Source organism: Wolbachia endosymbiont (group A) of Barypeithes pellucidus (assembly GCF_964030885.1).
GTDB lineage: Bacteria > Pseudomonadota > Alphaproteobacteria > Rickettsiales > Anaplasmataceae > Wolbachia.
Window position 1 is genome coordinate 420,241 of the sequence record NZ_OZ034985.1, and the last position, 16,974, is coordinate 437,214.

The 16,974-nt window shown below is 35.2% G+C and carries 13 protein-coding genes; 10 read left to right on the forward strand and 3 right to left on the reverse strand.

Annotation, left to right across the window (positions count from 1 at the left end):
• Nucleotides 1–8 precede the first annotated feature (8 nt).
• On the reverse strand, nucleotides 9–1,184 hold the full coding sequence (locus ACQH1X_RS02225; protein ID WP_425386431.1) for an aspartate aminotransferase family protein: 1,176 nt from the start codon (nucleotides 1,182–1,184) through the stop codon (nucleotides 9–11).
• A gap of 65 nt (nucleotides 1,185–1,249) precedes the next feature.
• On the opposite strand from ACQH1X_RS02225, the gene ACQH1X_RS02230 reads away from it, so the two are divergent.
• The 4 genes from ACQH1X_RS02230 to ACQH1X_RS02245 all read left to right on the forward strand — a co-directional run bounded on the left by ACQH1X_RS02230 (nucleotide 1,250) and on the right by ACQH1X_RS02245 (nucleotide 5,253).
• Nucleotides 1,250–2,677, forward strand: a complete 1,428-nt coding sequence (locus ACQH1X_RS02230; RefSeq protein ID WP_425386432.1) for a sensor histidine kinase — start codon at nucleotides 1,250–1,252, stop codon at nucleotides 2,675–2,677.
• 174 nt (nucleotides 2,678–2,851) lie between these two features.
• Nucleotides 2,852–3,319 (forward strand): thioredoxin-dependent thiol peroxidase, encoded by a 468-nt coding sequence (gene bcp, locus ACQH1X_RS02235; protein ID WP_425386643.1) that lies wholly within the window; start codon nucleotides 2,852–2,854, stop codon nucleotides 3,317–3,319.
• A gap of 16 nt (nucleotides 3,320–3,335) precedes the next feature.
• Nucleotides 3,336–4,433, forward strand: coding sequence for a DNA replication/repair protein RecF (recF, locus tag ACQH1X_RS02240; protein ID WP_425386433.1), 1,098 nt, complete (start codon nucleotides 3,336–3,338; stop codon nucleotides 4,431–4,433).
• 691 nt (nucleotides 4,434–5,124) lie between these two features.
• Nucleotides 5,125–5,253 (forward strand): hypothetical protein, encoded by a 129-nt coding sequence (locus ACQH1X_RS02245; RefSeq protein ID WP_425386434.1) that lies wholly within the window; start codon nucleotides 5,125–5,127, stop codon nucleotides 5,251–5,253.
• Here ACQH1X_RS02245 and ACQH1X_RS02250 read toward each other — a convergent pair.
• Both ACQH1X_RS02250 and ACQH1X_RS02255 read right to left on the reverse strand, forming a co-directional pair.
• On the reverse strand, nucleotides 5,207–5,959 hold the full coding sequence (locus tag ACQH1X_RS02250; RefSeq protein ID WP_425385758.1) for an IS5 family transposase: 753 nt from the start codon (nucleotides 5,957–5,959) through the stop codon (nucleotides 5,207–5,209). The two genes, ACQH1X_RS02245 and ACQH1X_RS02250, sit on opposite strands and share 47 nt — an antisense overlap.
• Nucleotides 5,960–6,038: 79 nt before the next feature.
• A complete protein-coding gene (locus ACQH1X_RS02255; RefSeq protein WP_425385985.1) occupies nucleotides 6,039–6,989 on the reverse strand; it encodes an IS481 family transposase in 951 nt (316 codons plus the stop codon).
• A gap of 119 nt (nucleotides 6,990–7,108) precedes the next feature.
• Here ACQH1X_RS02255 and ACQH1X_RS02260 point away from each other — a divergent pair, with 119 nt between their 5' ends.
• The 6 genes from ACQH1X_RS02260 (at nucleotide 7,109) to ACQH1X_RS02285 (ending at nucleotide 16,971) form a co-directional block, all read left to right on the forward strand.
• Entirely contained in the window at nucleotides 7,109–7,558 is a 450-nt protein-coding gene (locus ACQH1X_RS02260; protein ID WP_425386644.1) for a phage head-tail connector protein, read from the forward strand.
• 228 nt (nucleotides 7,559–7,786) lie between these two features.
• Complete coding sequence (gene gp17 / locus ACQH1X_RS02265) at nucleotides 7,787–8,197, forward strand: tail completion protein gp17 (protein ID WP_265025906.1); 411 nt, start codon at nucleotides 7,787–7,789, stop codon at nucleotides 8,195–8,197.
• A complete protein-coding gene (locus ACQH1X_RS02270; protein WP_265025905.1) occupies nucleotides 8,172–8,561 on the forward strand; it encodes a phage tail protein in 390 nt (129 codons plus the stop codon). Before gp17 ends, ACQH1X_RS02270 begins: the two co-directional genes overlap by 26 nt.
• A 65-nt stretch (nucleotides 8,562–8,626) precedes the next feature.
• Complete coding sequence (locus tag ACQH1X_RS02275; protein WP_425386435.1) at nucleotides 8,627–9,412, forward strand: hypothetical protein; 786 nt, start codon at nucleotides 8,627–8,629, stop codon at nucleotides 9,410–9,412.
• Nucleotides 9,413–9,579: 167 nt separating this feature from the next.
• Nucleotides 9,580–12,237 (forward strand): ATP-dependent Clp protease ATP-binding subunit, encoded by a 2,658-nt coding sequence (locus tag ACQH1X_RS02280; RefSeq protein WP_425386436.1) that lies wholly within the window; start codon nucleotides 9,580–9,582, stop codon nucleotides 12,235–12,237.
• A gap of 27 nt (nucleotides 12,238–12,264) precedes the next feature.
• A complete protein-coding gene (locus ACQH1X_RS02285; protein WP_425386437.1) occupies nucleotides 12,265–16,971 on the forward strand; it encodes an NAD-glutamate dehydrogenase in 4,707 nt (1,568 codons plus the stop codon).
• Nucleotides 16,972–16,974: the final 3 nt, after the last annotated feature.

A 16,974-nucleotide genomic window follows, 5' to 3' on the forward strand; every position in this document is an offset into this window, starting at 1 on the left:
GCAAGGATCTAATCAGAAGATTTCTCAGATAAATATTGAGTCAAAATCTCGATGCCTTCATCAATCTCTTTTTCAGTGATGATTAATGGGGGCAAAATCCTTACAACATTATCTGATGTTACCCCAACAGTGAGTAAACCACGATGACTTAACTCTTCTGCAAACTTTTGATTGTCTGCTTTCACTTTTATTCCAAGCATTAACCCTTTCCCTCTCACTTCCTCTATTATTGGAAATTTACTTGCTAAGTTTTCTAGTTTATTTTTTAGGTATTTACCTCTAATTTCAACATTTTTCAAAAAGCCGGGGCTGAGCAATTCTTCGAGCACAGCATTACCTACTGAGGTTGCAAGCGGATTGCCACCAAAAGTGGAACCGTGCATACCAACTGCCATGTATTTAGCAGCATTTTCAGTTGCAAGACAAGCCCCTAGCGGAAACCCCCCGCCTATTCCCTTTGCAAGAGCACATATATCAGGTTCCACTCCTATATGTTCGTATGCGAATAATTTTCCTGTCCTACCGGCACCGCATTGCACGCAATCAAAAAATAACAATATGTCATTCTCATCACACAGCTTTCTTAGTTCTTTCATAAAGACTTCATTCATTACTTTGATACCACCTTGCCCTTGTATTGGTTCTATTAATATAACGCCTATATCACTTGAAATTGCTTTCTTTACACTCTCAATATTGGGCTCGATATTATCACACCAATCAATACAGGGACTCAGTAATTCAGAAAATTTCTGTTTATCGTTTGCAGCACAAGTTAGGAAGGTTCTTCCATGAAATGCACCATGGAATGTTAAAATTCTGTGACGGTTTTTATTGCCTTTTCCGTTTTGATAGACCCTAGCAATCTTAAGCCCACATTCTACTGCCTCTGATCCAGAATTTGAGAAAAATACAGTGTCAGCGAAACTGTTGTTTATTAATTTTTCTGCAAAATTATTGGCGGCAGGTATATTATAGGTATTTGATATATGCCATAATTTTTCTCCTTGCAATTTAAGAGCACTAATTAATCGCGAATTAGTGTGACCTAAGCTACTAACGGCTATTCCGGAGTGAAAATCTACGTAGCGCTCACCATCAACATCATATAGGTAGATACCTTTACCATAAGAAAAATTTATGTTAACAGGAGAATAAACTGGCAAAATAGGAGAAATTGTCATAAAATATTATATGCTAAATTTTATTATTAATAACATAAAAACCGTTGTTTCACAATAAGAAGGATATGTATAAGCTAGGTAAATCAATGTTTTCTGCGCTGGAGAAAAACAAATACACAAAAGTTATTGCATTACTCTCATCGATCTTTATGATTTTATTCAGTGTGATATATTGTAATTATTTACTAAGGAGTAATTTCCTTTCTTCTTACCGTGATTCAAGTGTAAACTTAAAAAGTATACTGGAAAATGGCATAATAAAAAAATACCATTATTTACTAATAGAAAAGCATCACATTAAATACAAAAGTTTTGACTACATAAACCAACTGGTAAAACTGCGTGCTGAATTATTACAATCAGTGAGCAAAGTAAAGGATTTCAGCTTAATACTGTATGATCAAAACGGCAGAATAATATTCAGTAATTTTAACACTCAAGATTATGATTATGAACAGTTACTTACAAACGATGAAATTGATGAACTATTAAGTAACCAAGAAATATTTTATACTACAGGAAATACATTAACTTCTATTTTTCCTATATTCCATGAAAATAGCGTTAAACCGTCGTTTTTTTTGAAGATTCTTCGAAACCACAATAATTCTTATATTATAGCATATGGCCTATTTTTAACATTTTTAGGCTTATTATTAATAATTTTAATATTAATAATGTTCTATTTGCACTCTTCTAATACCCAAATGCTAGCCAAGCAACATAAAACTAACATTGAATTACAGCAGATAAAAGAGACATTAGAGCAAGAAAATGCAAACAAGCTAAAGTTTTTTGCAAGCGTTACACATGAATTACGCACACCTCTTAATGCTATTATTGGATTTGCGGAGTTGATCAAAAATAAAACTTTAGGTTCAATGGATAATTCTCAATACAAGGAGTATGCAGACGATATATATAATGCAGGAACACACTTACTTACCTTAATTAATGATGTGTTAGATTTTTCAAAAGCTGAATCAAGTAGTTTAACAGTAGAAAAAGTGAAGTTTAACCTGAACAAAATAATGGATTCATGCATAAATATGCTATTACCTAAATTAAGAGAAACTGAGATTAATTTAAAAAAAGAGATAATTAATAAGCAATTATTAGTTATTGCAGATCCTAAGAGAATGAAACAAGTTATAATAAATTTATTATCAAACTCAATCAAATTTACCCCAAAGGGTGGTTTAATAAGAATGGTGGTAAAAGAAAATATAGAAAAAAACTTATTAACTATTGAGTTTCATGACAATGGAATAGGAATAATGCAGCAGGATATATATAAAGTTATGTCTGTTTTTGGCCAAGCAGATTCGGGATATAGAAATGAAGGTACGGGCATCGGATTGCCGCTAAGCAAGAAATTAGTAGAGTTAATGGGTGGAACTTTCGACATTAAAAGTGAAGCAAAACTTGGTACTACGATAACATTGAACTTCTTTTATGAAGAACAAACATGTGAAGATTCGATTGGTTTTTAATAGGATCTATTGATATGGTCTTGAAAACCACACTTTATCAAAAGCGGCAAGCCGAGAAGGCAGTTATCAATAAGCCCCCTATCAAGAATCTTATCTGTGTTAGCTATATATAAAATTTGATACTCTGACTACAATATACTACTATAGATAGAAGTGTTATTAATGGAGCAAGGTATGGAATTAGCAGTAGGAAATAATGCACCTGATTTTAGCTTACCAACAGATTCTGGTGAAAATTTATCATTGAGTGAATTCTTTGATAAAAAAAATGTAGTTCTTTATTTTTATCCTAAAGATGATACTCCGGGTTGTACAATGGAGGCAAAAGGCTTTAGAGATAAAATAGATGATTTTTCTTCCCTTGACACAGTGATAATTGGTGTATCAAAAGATAGTGTTAAGCGCCACGCTAACTTCAAAGCAAAATATTCTCTGCCATTTTCCTTAGTTTCTGATGAGAATGCTGAAATGTTGGAAAAATATGGTGTTTGGGTAGAGAAAAGTATGTTTGGCAAAAAGTATATGGGAATAGAGCGCACTACTTTTTTAATAGATAAAAAAGGTAAAGTAGTGAAGATCTGGAAAAATGTAAAAGTTAGTAGGCATGTTGATGAGGTTCTGGAAGAAGTAAGGAGAATGTAAACTAAAGAATAGGTTAATGGCTACCCATTGCTACATAAAAAAGCTGAAATTACATAATTTTCGTAGCCACTCAAACTTTGAACTGGATTCAGATGATAGCTCAGTTGTAATAACTGGCGAAAATGGTATTGGTAAAACTAATATACTTGAAGCAATCTCGTTGCTTGCTAAAAGCAATGGAATGAAAAAAGCAAAAGCCAGTGAGATACAAAATAGATTCAGTAATGAAGATTGGGTAGTGCACTATGATTTTTTTAATGGAACGGATTTTAATTCAATTGGTATCGCAAAGAGTTTTGATAAGAAACTAATACAAATTGATGGAAAAACGCAATCAAGTTATTCATCTCTGTATAAGATATCCAATGTAATATGGCTGATTCCACAAATGGACTATGTTCTTCTTAATTCTCCAAGTGACAGATTAAAATTTTTAGACCGTATAGTTTCACTGTTTGAAGAAAATTACACTTGCTGCTACATGAAATATAGAAAAGCTAAACATGAGCGAAGTAAACTATTGAGGGAGAACATTTTGAACAAAAACTGGTTCTCTAGTCTTGAAAACATAATGGCCGTTAATGCAGTTAGTATTTTACATATGCGATCGTCTGTTTTAAAAATATTACAAGATACAATTGATAACCATTCCAGTAAGCTTTTTCCGAAGGCAAGTTTGAAATTCAGCAGCCAGCTAACTTTGGACGATACTGCAGAATATTTTCAGAATCGTCTAAAGGAAAACAGAGAAAAAGATTCATTGACTGGTAGAGTAACCCTTGGTGTGCATAACGATAATTTTCGGGTTTTTTGTCAAAAAAGAAACGTACCAATAAATCTGTGCTCCACTGGAGAACAAAAGTTATTACTGCTTTCTATTATTTTATCCAGTGTAAAAGCAAGGTGTATTCATTACAATAAGGCACCACTTCTTCTACTTGATGATATAATGTCTCATCTGGATAAACATTACAGAAAGGCGTTAATAGAGGAAGTGTTAAGTATTCAATGTCAAACTTGGATAACTGATGTAAATCAAGATAATTTCAATAGCTATCTTTATTCTTTCAAGTTTTTTGAATTATCAAATGAATTAAATGCAAAACCTACTTGACAAACTCCGCCAGCGCCCATATCATGGTACTGAAGGTATTCAGTTATCTTCATCTGTGCAGATTAAACAGCAAAAAAACAACGTACTTGGCGTCTTATTTTTAATTTTTCGCACTATGTGCACCTTATGTCTTCACAACATTTCTAGCTATATAAGCCGAAACGCGCTTACAAAGCGTTTAAGACAGTAGAGAACGCCAATTTGCAGGATTAGAAAGTGACAACTAGCTAACACGGGGTTTCTTTTGCCTTTTTTTCTGCTTAGTAAATTTCTTAAACATTTAAACAAAGGTGAGTTGCATTTAAAAGCAGCTAAATTGCAGTGTTTAAGACTTAAAAAACGCCAATACTGAAAATAGACAATGACTAAGGCTTCTTTTGCCTTTTTTTTCGTTTGGTAAATTTCTTAAACATTTATGGCTAAACGACAACCGTCATCCCGCTACGTGTTAGCGGCTAAGAGATACCGCGGCGGTATGACGGTTCGCGGTGGCATGACGATAACCTCGTCATCCCGCTACTTGTTAGCGGGATCTATCCGCGGCGGCATGACGTCTCGCTTGGGCTAACCCAGTGTTGACACTTATAGCCTTGTCATTCCAGTCTGGAATCTAGATGCAGCCACTTATTTAAAGTTAAGTTTTCTGGATCCAAGTAGTCAGCTACTTAGATAACAGGAAGAAGGTGCTGGGATGACAGGAGATACCGTCTCGCCAGTCAACAAGAAAATTACAAAAATTGAATCTAAATTGCCTAGGCTCTGTGGACAAAATTTTAGAGAAGCCATACAAGAGCCCCGACAAAATTTAGAAAACCCATAAAAACCTCAGCCGTTTTATCGAATCTGGAAAAAATACGCCTAAAGTTCTTAATTTTACCGAAAAAACACTCAATTAAATGACGCTCTTTATAAATGTGTTTATCGTAACCCCTCTGCACTTTTCGATTACGCTTCGGAGGAATAACTGCTGTACATCCCTTGCTTTCAAGACTCGTAACAAAAGCATTGCTGTCATAGCCTTTATCAGCCACTACAGTGGTATTATAGACACTTTCAGTTAATGTTGCTGCTTGTGTAATCTCATTTCTTTGACCAGGGGTCAGAGTAAATTTAAGTGGATTTCCAAGTGCATCGACAAGCGCATGTATTTTAGTTGTAAAGCCACCTTTGCTCCTCCCTAAAGCTTCTTGATCCTTGGAGTTTTTTGTATATCCAGATGAACATGGATGGGCTCGGATGATCGTACCGTCGATTATAGCAACTTCTAAATCAGGCTCTTGTTTAGTATATTCAAGCAATTTTTCCCAGACATCTCTTTCACACCATCTTTTAAATCGCTTATGTATACTCCTGTAATTACCATAAGTTTTTGGTAAAAGTCTCCATTGGCAACCACTTCGGACTATGTACCACACTGCCTCTATGAATATTCTTAAACGTTTTTCATCTTTGCTATGCATTCCTTTTACGCTTTTTATGAACTCTAAAATTTGTTTCCAATTTTCCTCTTTGATGTAATATTGCATATGGTAGTTTCTCCATTTTTTACCTATTAAGCTAAACTACCATCTTTTTCTCTCTTTTCATATTTTTTGTCCACAGAGCCTAAGTGTATGGTCCCAGAGTGTGATGGTGTGGATTTAGTATAAATAATTCTGGAGACTGTGTCCACTGATAACATATAAATTCATAAGGAGTAAGACCCTTAAGAGTTTTGAGTCTCTTTGCATAATTATAAGCCATAACAAAGTTATAAAGGTGTTCTTTAAGTTGCTGGTGCGATTGATAGTAATACTTCTTAACTGTAGCATCCTTTAAAGTTTTATTCATACGCTCAACTTGCCCATTTGTCCAAGGATGGCTAACTTTTGTCAAACGATGTTCAATAACATTCTCTTCGCAAACTCTATTAAATATGTGTTGGAAAGCATACTTATGACGCTTCTGGTTTGTAAATTGTATACCGTTATCTGTCAAAATAGTATGGATTTTATACGGTAAAATTCTAATCAAATTACGTAAGAACTCAGCAGCTATGGGTTTTGTAGCACTGTTACGCAACTCAACATAGGTAAATTTGGATGTCCTATCAATAGCAACAAACAAATGTAATTTGCCCTCCTCAGTTCTAACTTCAGCAATATCAATATGAAAGTAACCGATAGGATATTGTTTGAATTTCTTTTTTGACTTAACTTCTCCATCAACAGTTGGTAATCTGCTAATGTTGTGTCTTTGTAAACAACGATGCAAGCTAGAGCGAGTCAAATGCGGAATTGTAGACTGCAGAGCGTAAAGGCAATCATCTAGTGGCAGTAGTGTATACTTGCGAAATGTAACTATTATAGCTTCCTCTTCTAGCGTTAAAACAGTCGATCTTGGATGCTTTGGACCCATATCAGCATCTTTCGTAAATGAACGTTTTCTCCACTTAATAATAGTTTTTGGATTAAGGTTATAATGCTTGGAGAGTTTTGCTATGCTCTCTTTTCTATTTTGTATTGCTCTACGAATCGTCTGTGTTGTTTTGGCGCACCCATGTAATATTTGTCCCATAACTCCTCCTTTGATGGTATTTTTTTCTCATATTTTATCATACCATCACACTCTAGGACTGTACACCTAAGCCTGAATCTTTTCCAGTTACTTTAGAAGAGGTTAAATCTTTTTTACGCATTGAGAACGACCAGGATGATAAATTGATTTCAAGTTTAATTTTTATGGCAACTGATTACGCTGAATGGCATATGGAAAAGTCACTAGTAAAGCAAACATGGCAAGTTTCATATGAAGATTATGTACCTCGTAGGATCTATTTAAGCTATGGCCCTGTGAGTAAGATAGTATTGGCTACTGCAATGATGTCTAAAAATCAAGAGAAGAGAACACTTAAGTATTATTTTAGCGATGTAGGGGGCTACGTTGAGTTTTTCAATTATTTGAATGCAATAAGAGTTGATGTTGTATACGAGGCTGGCTATGACAATGTTCCTGAGCAGATAAAACTCGGTATTATGCGGCATGTTTCTGCTATTTACAAAGATCGTGAATCGGGGGTAAGTAGCCATTTATCTGAAGTGAAGAAGGTTTATTCTCCATTTCGCGAACCAAAGGTTGTTTTGTAGCTCTTTCTTGTCATCCAAGTAGCTCTGTACAAACATTGTCCACCAGAAGGGTGTCATCCCAGTGCCTTGACTACTTGGATCCAGAAAAATTGATTGTGCACTATACAACATTTTCGATCAAAAGCTGGATTCCAGTGTCAAGCACTGGAATGACACCATCTGCCACGCAAATTGCCTGCAAATTGCAATGTCCGTACAGCCGCGTCTGAGTAAATCTGAGGATTAATCATGGAAAAAATTCAAGCTATAAACGAGTTGTACAATAGTATTTATGCAGCACTAAAAGCAAACTCTGATTTAAGGAAATATGTTACTAACATTTATGACTACTTACCTAAACAGGTCACCATTCCTTACCTGAGATTGCGTGTAGTGAATTATAATAACCTGCATATGCTGTCCAATTTTGCTACAAAGGCAAGATTTTCATGCGACATATATACTTATCATATAGACAGTATGTTTGCCATTATAAGGCATATTAACTTGATACTTAAGAGCATTGAAGGTTTTAGTAGTGAGGTCATTTTAGAAAGTAATTGTGCTATGGATCAGCACGATGAAATTTTACATTCAACAATTAATTTTGATATTTTAATAAAAGGAGGTGATAATGAGCAAATTACAGCTAAAAATTAAAGGTCATGACAATAATTTTATTGTGTTAAATAATATAAGAAACCTAAGGTTTACTTTGCGTAATAACAGAGAAGAGGTGAAAGATATTTCTTCTTTTGGCTGGAGGAAAGTGCTCGATTGTGCTGGAAGCAGACACATTACGATAAAAATTAATGGAATTTTAGACTCTGTATTAGCTGATGAATTATTACGTAATTCTGCTATGCTAAACTCTAATAATGATTATGAAATTAGTTTTAATGCTAAGGAAAAGATAAGGCTTAGGTGTTCAGTTGAATTGTATGAGAGATATTATGATCCTGTTACTTTTGACAGCTTTACTGTAGTTTTAACTAGTGCTGAAGTTGTAAACGCTTTTCATTAATGTTAATTTAAATTTTTCATATACAATAATAACTGGTGAGAATTTTAACTAAATTAAAAAAAATCATGAACGACGAAAACCTTTTCGAGGAAGACGGTGATAATATTGAAGAAAATAACGATGATAAAAGAGAGAGAAGTTTGGAAAATGAAAATCAGTTGAATCAAGAAGAACAACACAAAGAGGAAGATAAACAATATATAATACAATATATTCAAGACTATTTAAAAGTTTTTGAGGATATTCTAAATCAGATCGACGAAGGAATCGATAATTCGGATAGTTACGAAAGGACTATGCAAATAAAGCGAAGTATAGACAGGCTCATAGAGACTTTATATAGTCAGGCTGCGTCTGAAGATATTGATGCAGAATTTGAAACTACCAAACACACTCGCGATAAATCAGAATCTATGAAAAGAGTTAGAGAGAAGAGAAGAAAGCAAGTGATAGAAGAAGTATTAAGTGGCATGTTTGCCCAGCAACAAAAGGAGCTAATGAACGCTAAACACTTAAGCCATGGACATGAAACAGCAAAAGATGGGGATGTCCACGAAGCAAAGGAAAAAGTGAAGTCTTCAATCAGGGGAGTGTTGTTTTCGGTGATTGCTCATAGGATGGATCCAAGAAGGAGGGCAGGGGAAACTGCTGACGACAACGAAAAGCAAGCTCATATACATGGCAGGGAAGCAGTTGGTGGAGTTTTAGGTGCATTGTTAAAAACGTTTTTAACAGCAGTTACTGCCGTTGTACGCGAAATTGCTAAACCACTTCAGAAACAGGAAACATCTTTTGCAAAACAAGTTGAAGAAAGCAGAAACGCAGATTCACAAAAGGGTCGATCTGTATAGACTATCCATAAGATGGTCTAATGAAGTAAAGGGTAGGGCTATAATTACTATAATAGTTTCTTTTAAAAAAAAGTTTTAAATTTCATACCTAACAATAAACAACTTTAGGTTTAAATTTATGAAATCAGTTGTTATATACATCAGCAAATACGAATTTAACTGGTGTTATGGACTTAAATAAATTTACCGAAAAAGCAAAAAGTCTAATTCAAAGTGCTCAGATGAAAGCGTTGGGAGCTGGGCATCAGATTTTTATGCCTGAGCATTTACTCAAAGTGATGCTTGAGGATGAATTAGGTTTAGTTCAGGATTTGATAAACGCTTGTGGTGGAAATGTGCAAAGTATTTCCGATGCTGTGGATAGCGCAATAAAAAAGTTGCCAGTAATTGAAGGTCCAGGAAGTGGGAGCCTTCAACTTTCAAGAGAAATAGCAAAAGTTTTTGAAGATTCAATTGGTATTGCTCGGAGGAATAAAGATTCGTTTGTTGCCGTTGAGCGTTTACTGCAGGGCCTCACTGCACAAAAAGATGATACTGCAGGCAAAATTCTGGCGGAGAATGGTGTTACTCCACAAAAACTGAACTCAGTTATTGCAGAAATGAGAAAAGGCAGCAGTGCGGACTCGCCAAACAGTGAGGAAAAATTAAACGCGGCAAAGAAATATACAAAAGATATTACAGAGCTTGCTATGCAAGGAAAGCTTGATCCTGTAATTGGTCGTGATGAAGAGATCAGAAGAACTATGCAGGTGTCACTGAGGCGGACAAAAAATAATCCAGTGCTGATCGGTGAACCTGGCGTTGGAAAAACTGCAATAGTTGAGGGGCTTGCAAATAGAATCGTTGCAAATGACGTGCCACTTGGTTTGCGTGATGCAAAAGTTTTAGCCCTCGATCTTGGCGCATTAATTGCTGGAACAAAATTTAGAGGAGAATTTGAAGAAAGGTTAAAAGCAGTTATTAATGAGCTTTCGAAAGCGGAGGGAAAAGTTATCTTGTTTATAGATGAGCTTCATACTTTAGTTGGAGCAGGAGCAACAAGTGGTGCAATGGATGCTTCAAATTTGCTAAAGCCTGCTCTTGCGCGTGGAGAAATTCGCTGTATAGGAGCCACAACTTTAGATGAATATCGTCAGCATATAGAAAAAGATCCTGCACTTGCAAGGCGTTTTCAGCCTGTGTTTATCTCTCAACCAACTGAAACTGATACCATTTCAATACTCAGGGGTTTGAAGGAAAGATATGAGGTGCATCATGGTATAAGAATTACAGACGGTGCAATAATTGCCGCTGCAACGTTGTCCAATAGGTATATAACAGATAGGTTTTTACCTGATAAAGCAATTGATTTGATTGATGAAGCAGCAAGCAGGGTGAGAATTGAAATGGATAGCAAGCCTGAAGTTATTGATGAACTTGAGAGAAAGGTTATACAGCTAAAGATTGAAGCAGAGGCTCTAAAAAAAGAAAGTGATGAAAATTCTAAACAGCGTTTAAAAAAGATAAATGAAGAGATCGAAAACCTAAACAGTAAATTTGCTGACTTGAACAGCAAATGGCAGATGGAAAAGAATAAAATAGCTAGAATACAAGAAACAGCCGAAAATTTAGATAACGCTAGAAAAGAGCTGGAATTAACTCAGCGGAGTGGAAATTTAGGAAGGGCAGGGGAATTGATGTATGGTGTGATTCCTCAGCTTGAGAATGAATTAAAAAATCAGGAAAAGGTTACTGATAGTTTCTTAAAGAAAGAAGTGACTGGAGATGACATTGCAAACATTGTTTCAAAGTGGACGGGAATTCCAGTTGATAATATGATGCACAGTGAAAAGGAAAAACTCCTTAACATGGAGAATGAAATAGGAAGAAGAGTAATAGGGCAGAAAGATGCAATAGAAGCGATAAGTAATGCAGTTAGGCGCTCCCGCTCTGGGGTGCAAGATACCAACAGGCCTTTTGGTTCATTTTTATTTTTAGGTCCAACTGGAGTTGGAAAAACGGAACTTGCGAAAGCCCTTGCTGAATTTCTGTTTGACGATCAATCAGCGCTTCTGCGTTTTGATATGTCAGAATATATGGAAAAACATTCTGTTTCAAAGCTAATTGGCGCGCCTCCAGGGTATGTTGGCTACGAGCAAGGTGGCAGATTAACCGAAGCAGTAAGAAGAAGGCCATATCAGGTTATTCTGTTTGATGAAATAGAGAAGGCAAATCCAGATATATTTAATCTATTGTTGCAAATCTTGGATGAGGGGAGACTCACTGATAGTCATGGCAAATTAATTGATTTTCGCAACACCATACTGACTTTAACTTCTAACCTTGGCGCTGAGATAATGCTTAAAGGAGCAAAAGAAAATAGCTCTCTTGAAAAGCCCTCTGTCATTCCAGTGCTTGACACTGGGATCCAGGAAAAAAAGTGGATTCCAGCGTCACGCACTGGAATGACACCAGAGAGATCAAATGAAGTGATGCAAATAGTTAAATCAACATTTCGTCCAGAATTTTTAAACAGACTGGATGAAATTATTATATTTCACAGTTTAACCAGAGATGACATCTATAAAATTATAGATGTTCAATTTTCTTATTTACAAAAAACACTTGCTAAGCGTAAACTGAGTATAAGTTTGTCGCAGGAAGCTAAAGAACTAATAGCACAAACTGGCTATGACCCTGAATATGGAGCAAGGCCCCTAAAAAGGGTTATACAAGAGTGTATTCAAAATAATTTAGCTAAATTAGTTTTATCAGGGGAAGTAGTAGAAAATGATGAACTAATAGTGTACGCTCTTGATAATGAAATCTTAGTTAAAAAGGTTTAAGTTCACTGTGTATTTTTGTTAAAAAAAATGTGTATAGATCATAATGTTGACACTGAGTCTTTATTTAAGTTAGCTGATCAAGAAAATCAGCAAGATAAAGAAAAAATTAAAAAATTTATTAAGTATTTTTATAGTTTTGTTTATAAAAGCGACCTAAAAGCCAACGATAAGTTTTTGCTATATATTGTAAACGATGCTTACAATTTTGTTTCTCAAAAAGAGAAAGATGAAAGTAAGTTAGTAGTAAGCAATATAGATGATATACCAGGAATAGAAGGCGATTTTACCACGATTAAGATAACAAACGATGATATGCCATTTTTGGTTGACTCCGTTATTGCAACTATTAAGTCGCACGATTTAACCATATGCTATTACAGCAATAGCATAATTAACATTAAAAGAAAAGATGGCCTAATAGATGAGATTTACCCTTTGGAAGAAAGTAATGGAATCAAAGAGTCAGTTATATATGTAATTATCAAAGGTATAAGTGACAGCTTTGTTGATACATTAAAAGAATCTCTACAGAAAACGCTGAAAGCGGTTAATTGCGTTGTGAAAGATTGGCACTTAATGCTCAAGAAACTTGATGAAGCAAAAAGTCTTCTTTCTATCATCGAGCAGCCAGCGTCGAATGCTGGAGTGACACCAGGAAAGGATTTCTTAGATTGGCTAAAAAACAATAATTTTGTATTTCTAGGTTATCAAGAATATATTGCTGGTAAAGATGAAAAACTCATCTGTGATAGCAAAAAGGACCTTGGCCTGATGAGAGTAGGTCAAAGTACGTTGATTCCTTCTGTAAACCTTGATTCCCTATACATATTGAGATCAGATCTAATCTCAATAGTCCATCGGCGTACATACATGAATTGTATAGGAGTAAAAGAATTTGATGACCAGGGTAATGTGGTAAAGGAACGGCGTTTTTTTGGATTATTTACTTCTATAGCGGAGGTCCAAGATATTCGAACTATTCCAATAATAAGAGATAAAGTTAAAGTTATAGAAAAAAATGCAGGGTTTGTAACCGGGGGCCACAATAACAAAGCTCTAATTTATATTTTACAAGCATTCTCATGTGATGAATTGTTCCAGTTTAATGAGGAAGAATTATTTCAAATTTGTACTTCTATTATGTCCCTTGCAATAAGACCAAGAGTCAAGTTATGCTTAAGAAGTAAGGGAGCGTTTACTAGTTGTATAGTGCTGATACCGATGCGTTATGCTAGCTCCAGGCTAATGCTCAAGATAAGCAATATATTGAAGGATGAGATAAATGCAGAAAGTTCAGATATTTATAACCACCACATTATAAACGAATATGACTTAATGAAATTGCACGTGGTGCTAAAGGCTAAAAACGCTAGTGTTCCTGATGATGAAGTTTTGCGTATCGAAAACAAATTAAGGAACATTACGGAAAAATGGGAAGATCGTTTTATAGACAATTTATATAATACTTTTAGCACTGTTGAGGATATATTCATCCGTTATTGCAAGGCATTTCCAATAAGCTATCAAGAGAGTTTCGAACCTCATGACGCATATTACGATATGAAAAAATTGGAGATAGTGAGGAAAAAAGGAGTTAGCGAGGTCGATTTAAGACTTACTCGTGACAATCTTAATTATCAATTAAAGGTTTACACTTCGAGCAATGGAGGTCTTGAATTATCGAAGATATTAAGGATTACTAAGAATTTGGGAGCGAAGATCCTATCTCATAATGGTTATTACATAAAAATCAACGGCGGAATATGGATACACCATTTTGTGTTGTCAAGAGTCGATGAATTAATAGACAACATTACTCTAAAAGAGCAATTTGAAATAACACTTGCGAAAGTGTTTAGAAAGGAAATTAAAAATGATTATTTCAATAGTTTGGTCATTATTGCTGGGCTGGAGTGGAAAGAAGTGCTTCTGGTTAGAGCGTTAAGTGCTTACCTAAAGCAGACGTCATTTAACTACAATCCAGAATATATCCAAAAGGTAGTCTCAGAGTATCCAAAAATAGTAAAGTATTTGATACAACTATTTCATGCAAGATTTGATCCTAGCATAGACATTGATAGAGCAGAAACCACGGACATTTTCATAGAAAAATTTGAGGAACTTCTAAAAGAGATCAGCAATGTTTCACATGATTACGTTTTGCGCTCGATATTTTACTTGATAATGGCTATTTTAAGGACCAGTTATTATCAAGACGATAAACCATATTTATCTACAAAATTTGACTCAAGTAAAATAAATGGTTTGCCTGATCCTCGCCCGTATCGTGAATTATATATTTATTCAAACCTTTTTGAGGGAATACATCTAAGAGGAGGGAAATTAGCCCGTGGTGGCTTAAGGTGGTCGGATAGGACGGAAGATTTTCGCACTGAAGTTTTGGGGCTCATGAAAGCTCAGATGACAAAAAATGCGGTTATTGTACCTGTTGGCGCAAAGGGTGGGTTTGTAATTAAGCAAGTTTATAAAGACAAAGATATTTTAAGAGAGAAAGGTGTTGAATGCTATAAGAGTTTTATCAGGGGAATGCTTGACATTACTGATAATGTAGTTAATGGCAAAATAATTCCACCAGAGAATGTGATTAGGTATGATGAGGATGATCCATACTTGGTAGTTGCAGCAGATAAAGGCACTGCTTCTTTTTCTGACTATGCAAACCAAATAGCCTCTGAATACAACTTTTGGCTTGGCGATGCATTTGCATCTGGTGGATCAGCAGGTTATGATCACAAAAAAATGGGTATTACAGCCAGAGGTGCATGGATTGCAGCGCAGAGGCATTTTTGGAAAATGAATAAGGATATTTACCAAGATGCAACTGTTATTGGAATTGGGGATATGGCTGGCGACTTATTTGGAAATGGTATGCTGCTTTCAAAAAATATACATTTAATCGGCGCATTTAACCATATGCATATTTTTATTGATCCAAATCCTAGTGCAGAAAAGAGTTTCACAGAGCGTAAACGTCTCTTTGAGTTACCATTTTCAACTTGGATGGATTATAACAAAGATTTGATTTCTGAGGGTGGAGGAGTATTTGAGCGTAGCAGCAAGCAAGTAAACATTTCTCAAGAAATGAAAAAATGCTTTGATATAACAGAAGATATGCTACCTCCAAGTGATTTGATTAGATATCTACTCAAAGCAGAAGTGGACTTCATATGGAATGGAGGAATCGGCACGTTTGTTAAGGCAAAGAGTGAAAACCATAGCATGGTCGGTGACAAAGCAAACGATGAGTTAAGAGTGAATGGTAAAGATATTAGAGCTTCTATGTTTATAGAAGGCGGAAATTTGGGATGCACACAGCTTGGAAGAATAGAATATGCTGAAAGAGGTGGATATATCAATGCAGATTTTGTTGATAATTCGGCAGGAGTGATATGTTCGGATCTTGAAGTTAACATCAAGATTGCATTTGTTTTAGCTATGAAAGCAGGGGATATTTCTTTAGAAAAAAGGAATGAAATACTGGCAAGTATGGTGGACGAAGTTGCATCCAAAGTGCTTGAGAACCACAACAGAATTGAAACAAAAGCATTACTCCTTGAGTGTTTGCAAGCTAAAGAGAGATTGGAGCAGCACCACAGGTTGCTGCTCAGTTTAGAAAAATCTGGACTGTTAAACCGAAGCGTAGAATTTCTTCCAGCTGAAGAAGAGATAGCAAGGATGTTAACTGGTGCAGAAGGTTTCAGTTCTCCTCAGCTCTCTGTTCTAATGTCTTATGCTAGAACGGCAATAAAAAATGAAATTATACATTCCGATCTGCCTGAAAAAGATCTTATATCTAATGACTACTTGCTAGGTTATTTTCCTAAAAAGATGGTAACAAAATTTAAGGATTTCATATTAAAACACCAACTTCGTAGAGAAATTATCTCTACTTGCATTGCAAATGATGTAGTGAATAGAATGGGCTGTATATTCATCAATAATTTGGCTGAGAACACTGGAATTAAGATACAAGAAGCGGTTAACATATATATTGTTGTTAACCACCTGTATGATTTAAACAGCCTGTGGCAGAAAATTGATGAATTGGATGGAAAAATTGATGTTAACTCATACTTACAAATAGTGAGGAACGTGCAGAAATTTATTGGTAGGGTATCATTTTGGTTAGTGAAAAATCTTGGCAAGCTTAGCTTTGTAGAATTGGATGATGTTACAAAATTTAAAGATGCAATTGAAACTTTAGGCCAGAACTTAACTGATGTTTTAGATGAACACCTATTAAAGGTCTATAGCCATGGATCAACTTCTTTAGTAGAACTTAATATAAATAAAGATCTAGCAAAAAAAGTTGCTGATCTATGCGTTCTTGCTTATGCACTGGACATTATATCTGTTGCTGAACAGACATCTTTGTCCATTCTTGATGCTGGTAAAATATACTTTGAGTTGAAGTCGCTGTTAAGATTCGATCTGATTAGAACAATTGCCATCAAGATGAAAAGCCGCTCTTCTTATTGGGATCGCAGCTTAGTTAATGATTTATTGGACGATTTAAGCAATTACCATCACAAGCTAGCTGTTAAAGTCATAAAAGCTACTGATAACCCCGAAGATAAGGTTCAAACCTGGGCTTGTAATGATAAGGACTACATAGAACGTTATAATAGTTTTTTAGATGAGATGGTTGCTTCTAAACTTGATTTAAGCAAATTAATATTTATAATCAGAAGGATTAAAGTACTTGCTTCATAGGAA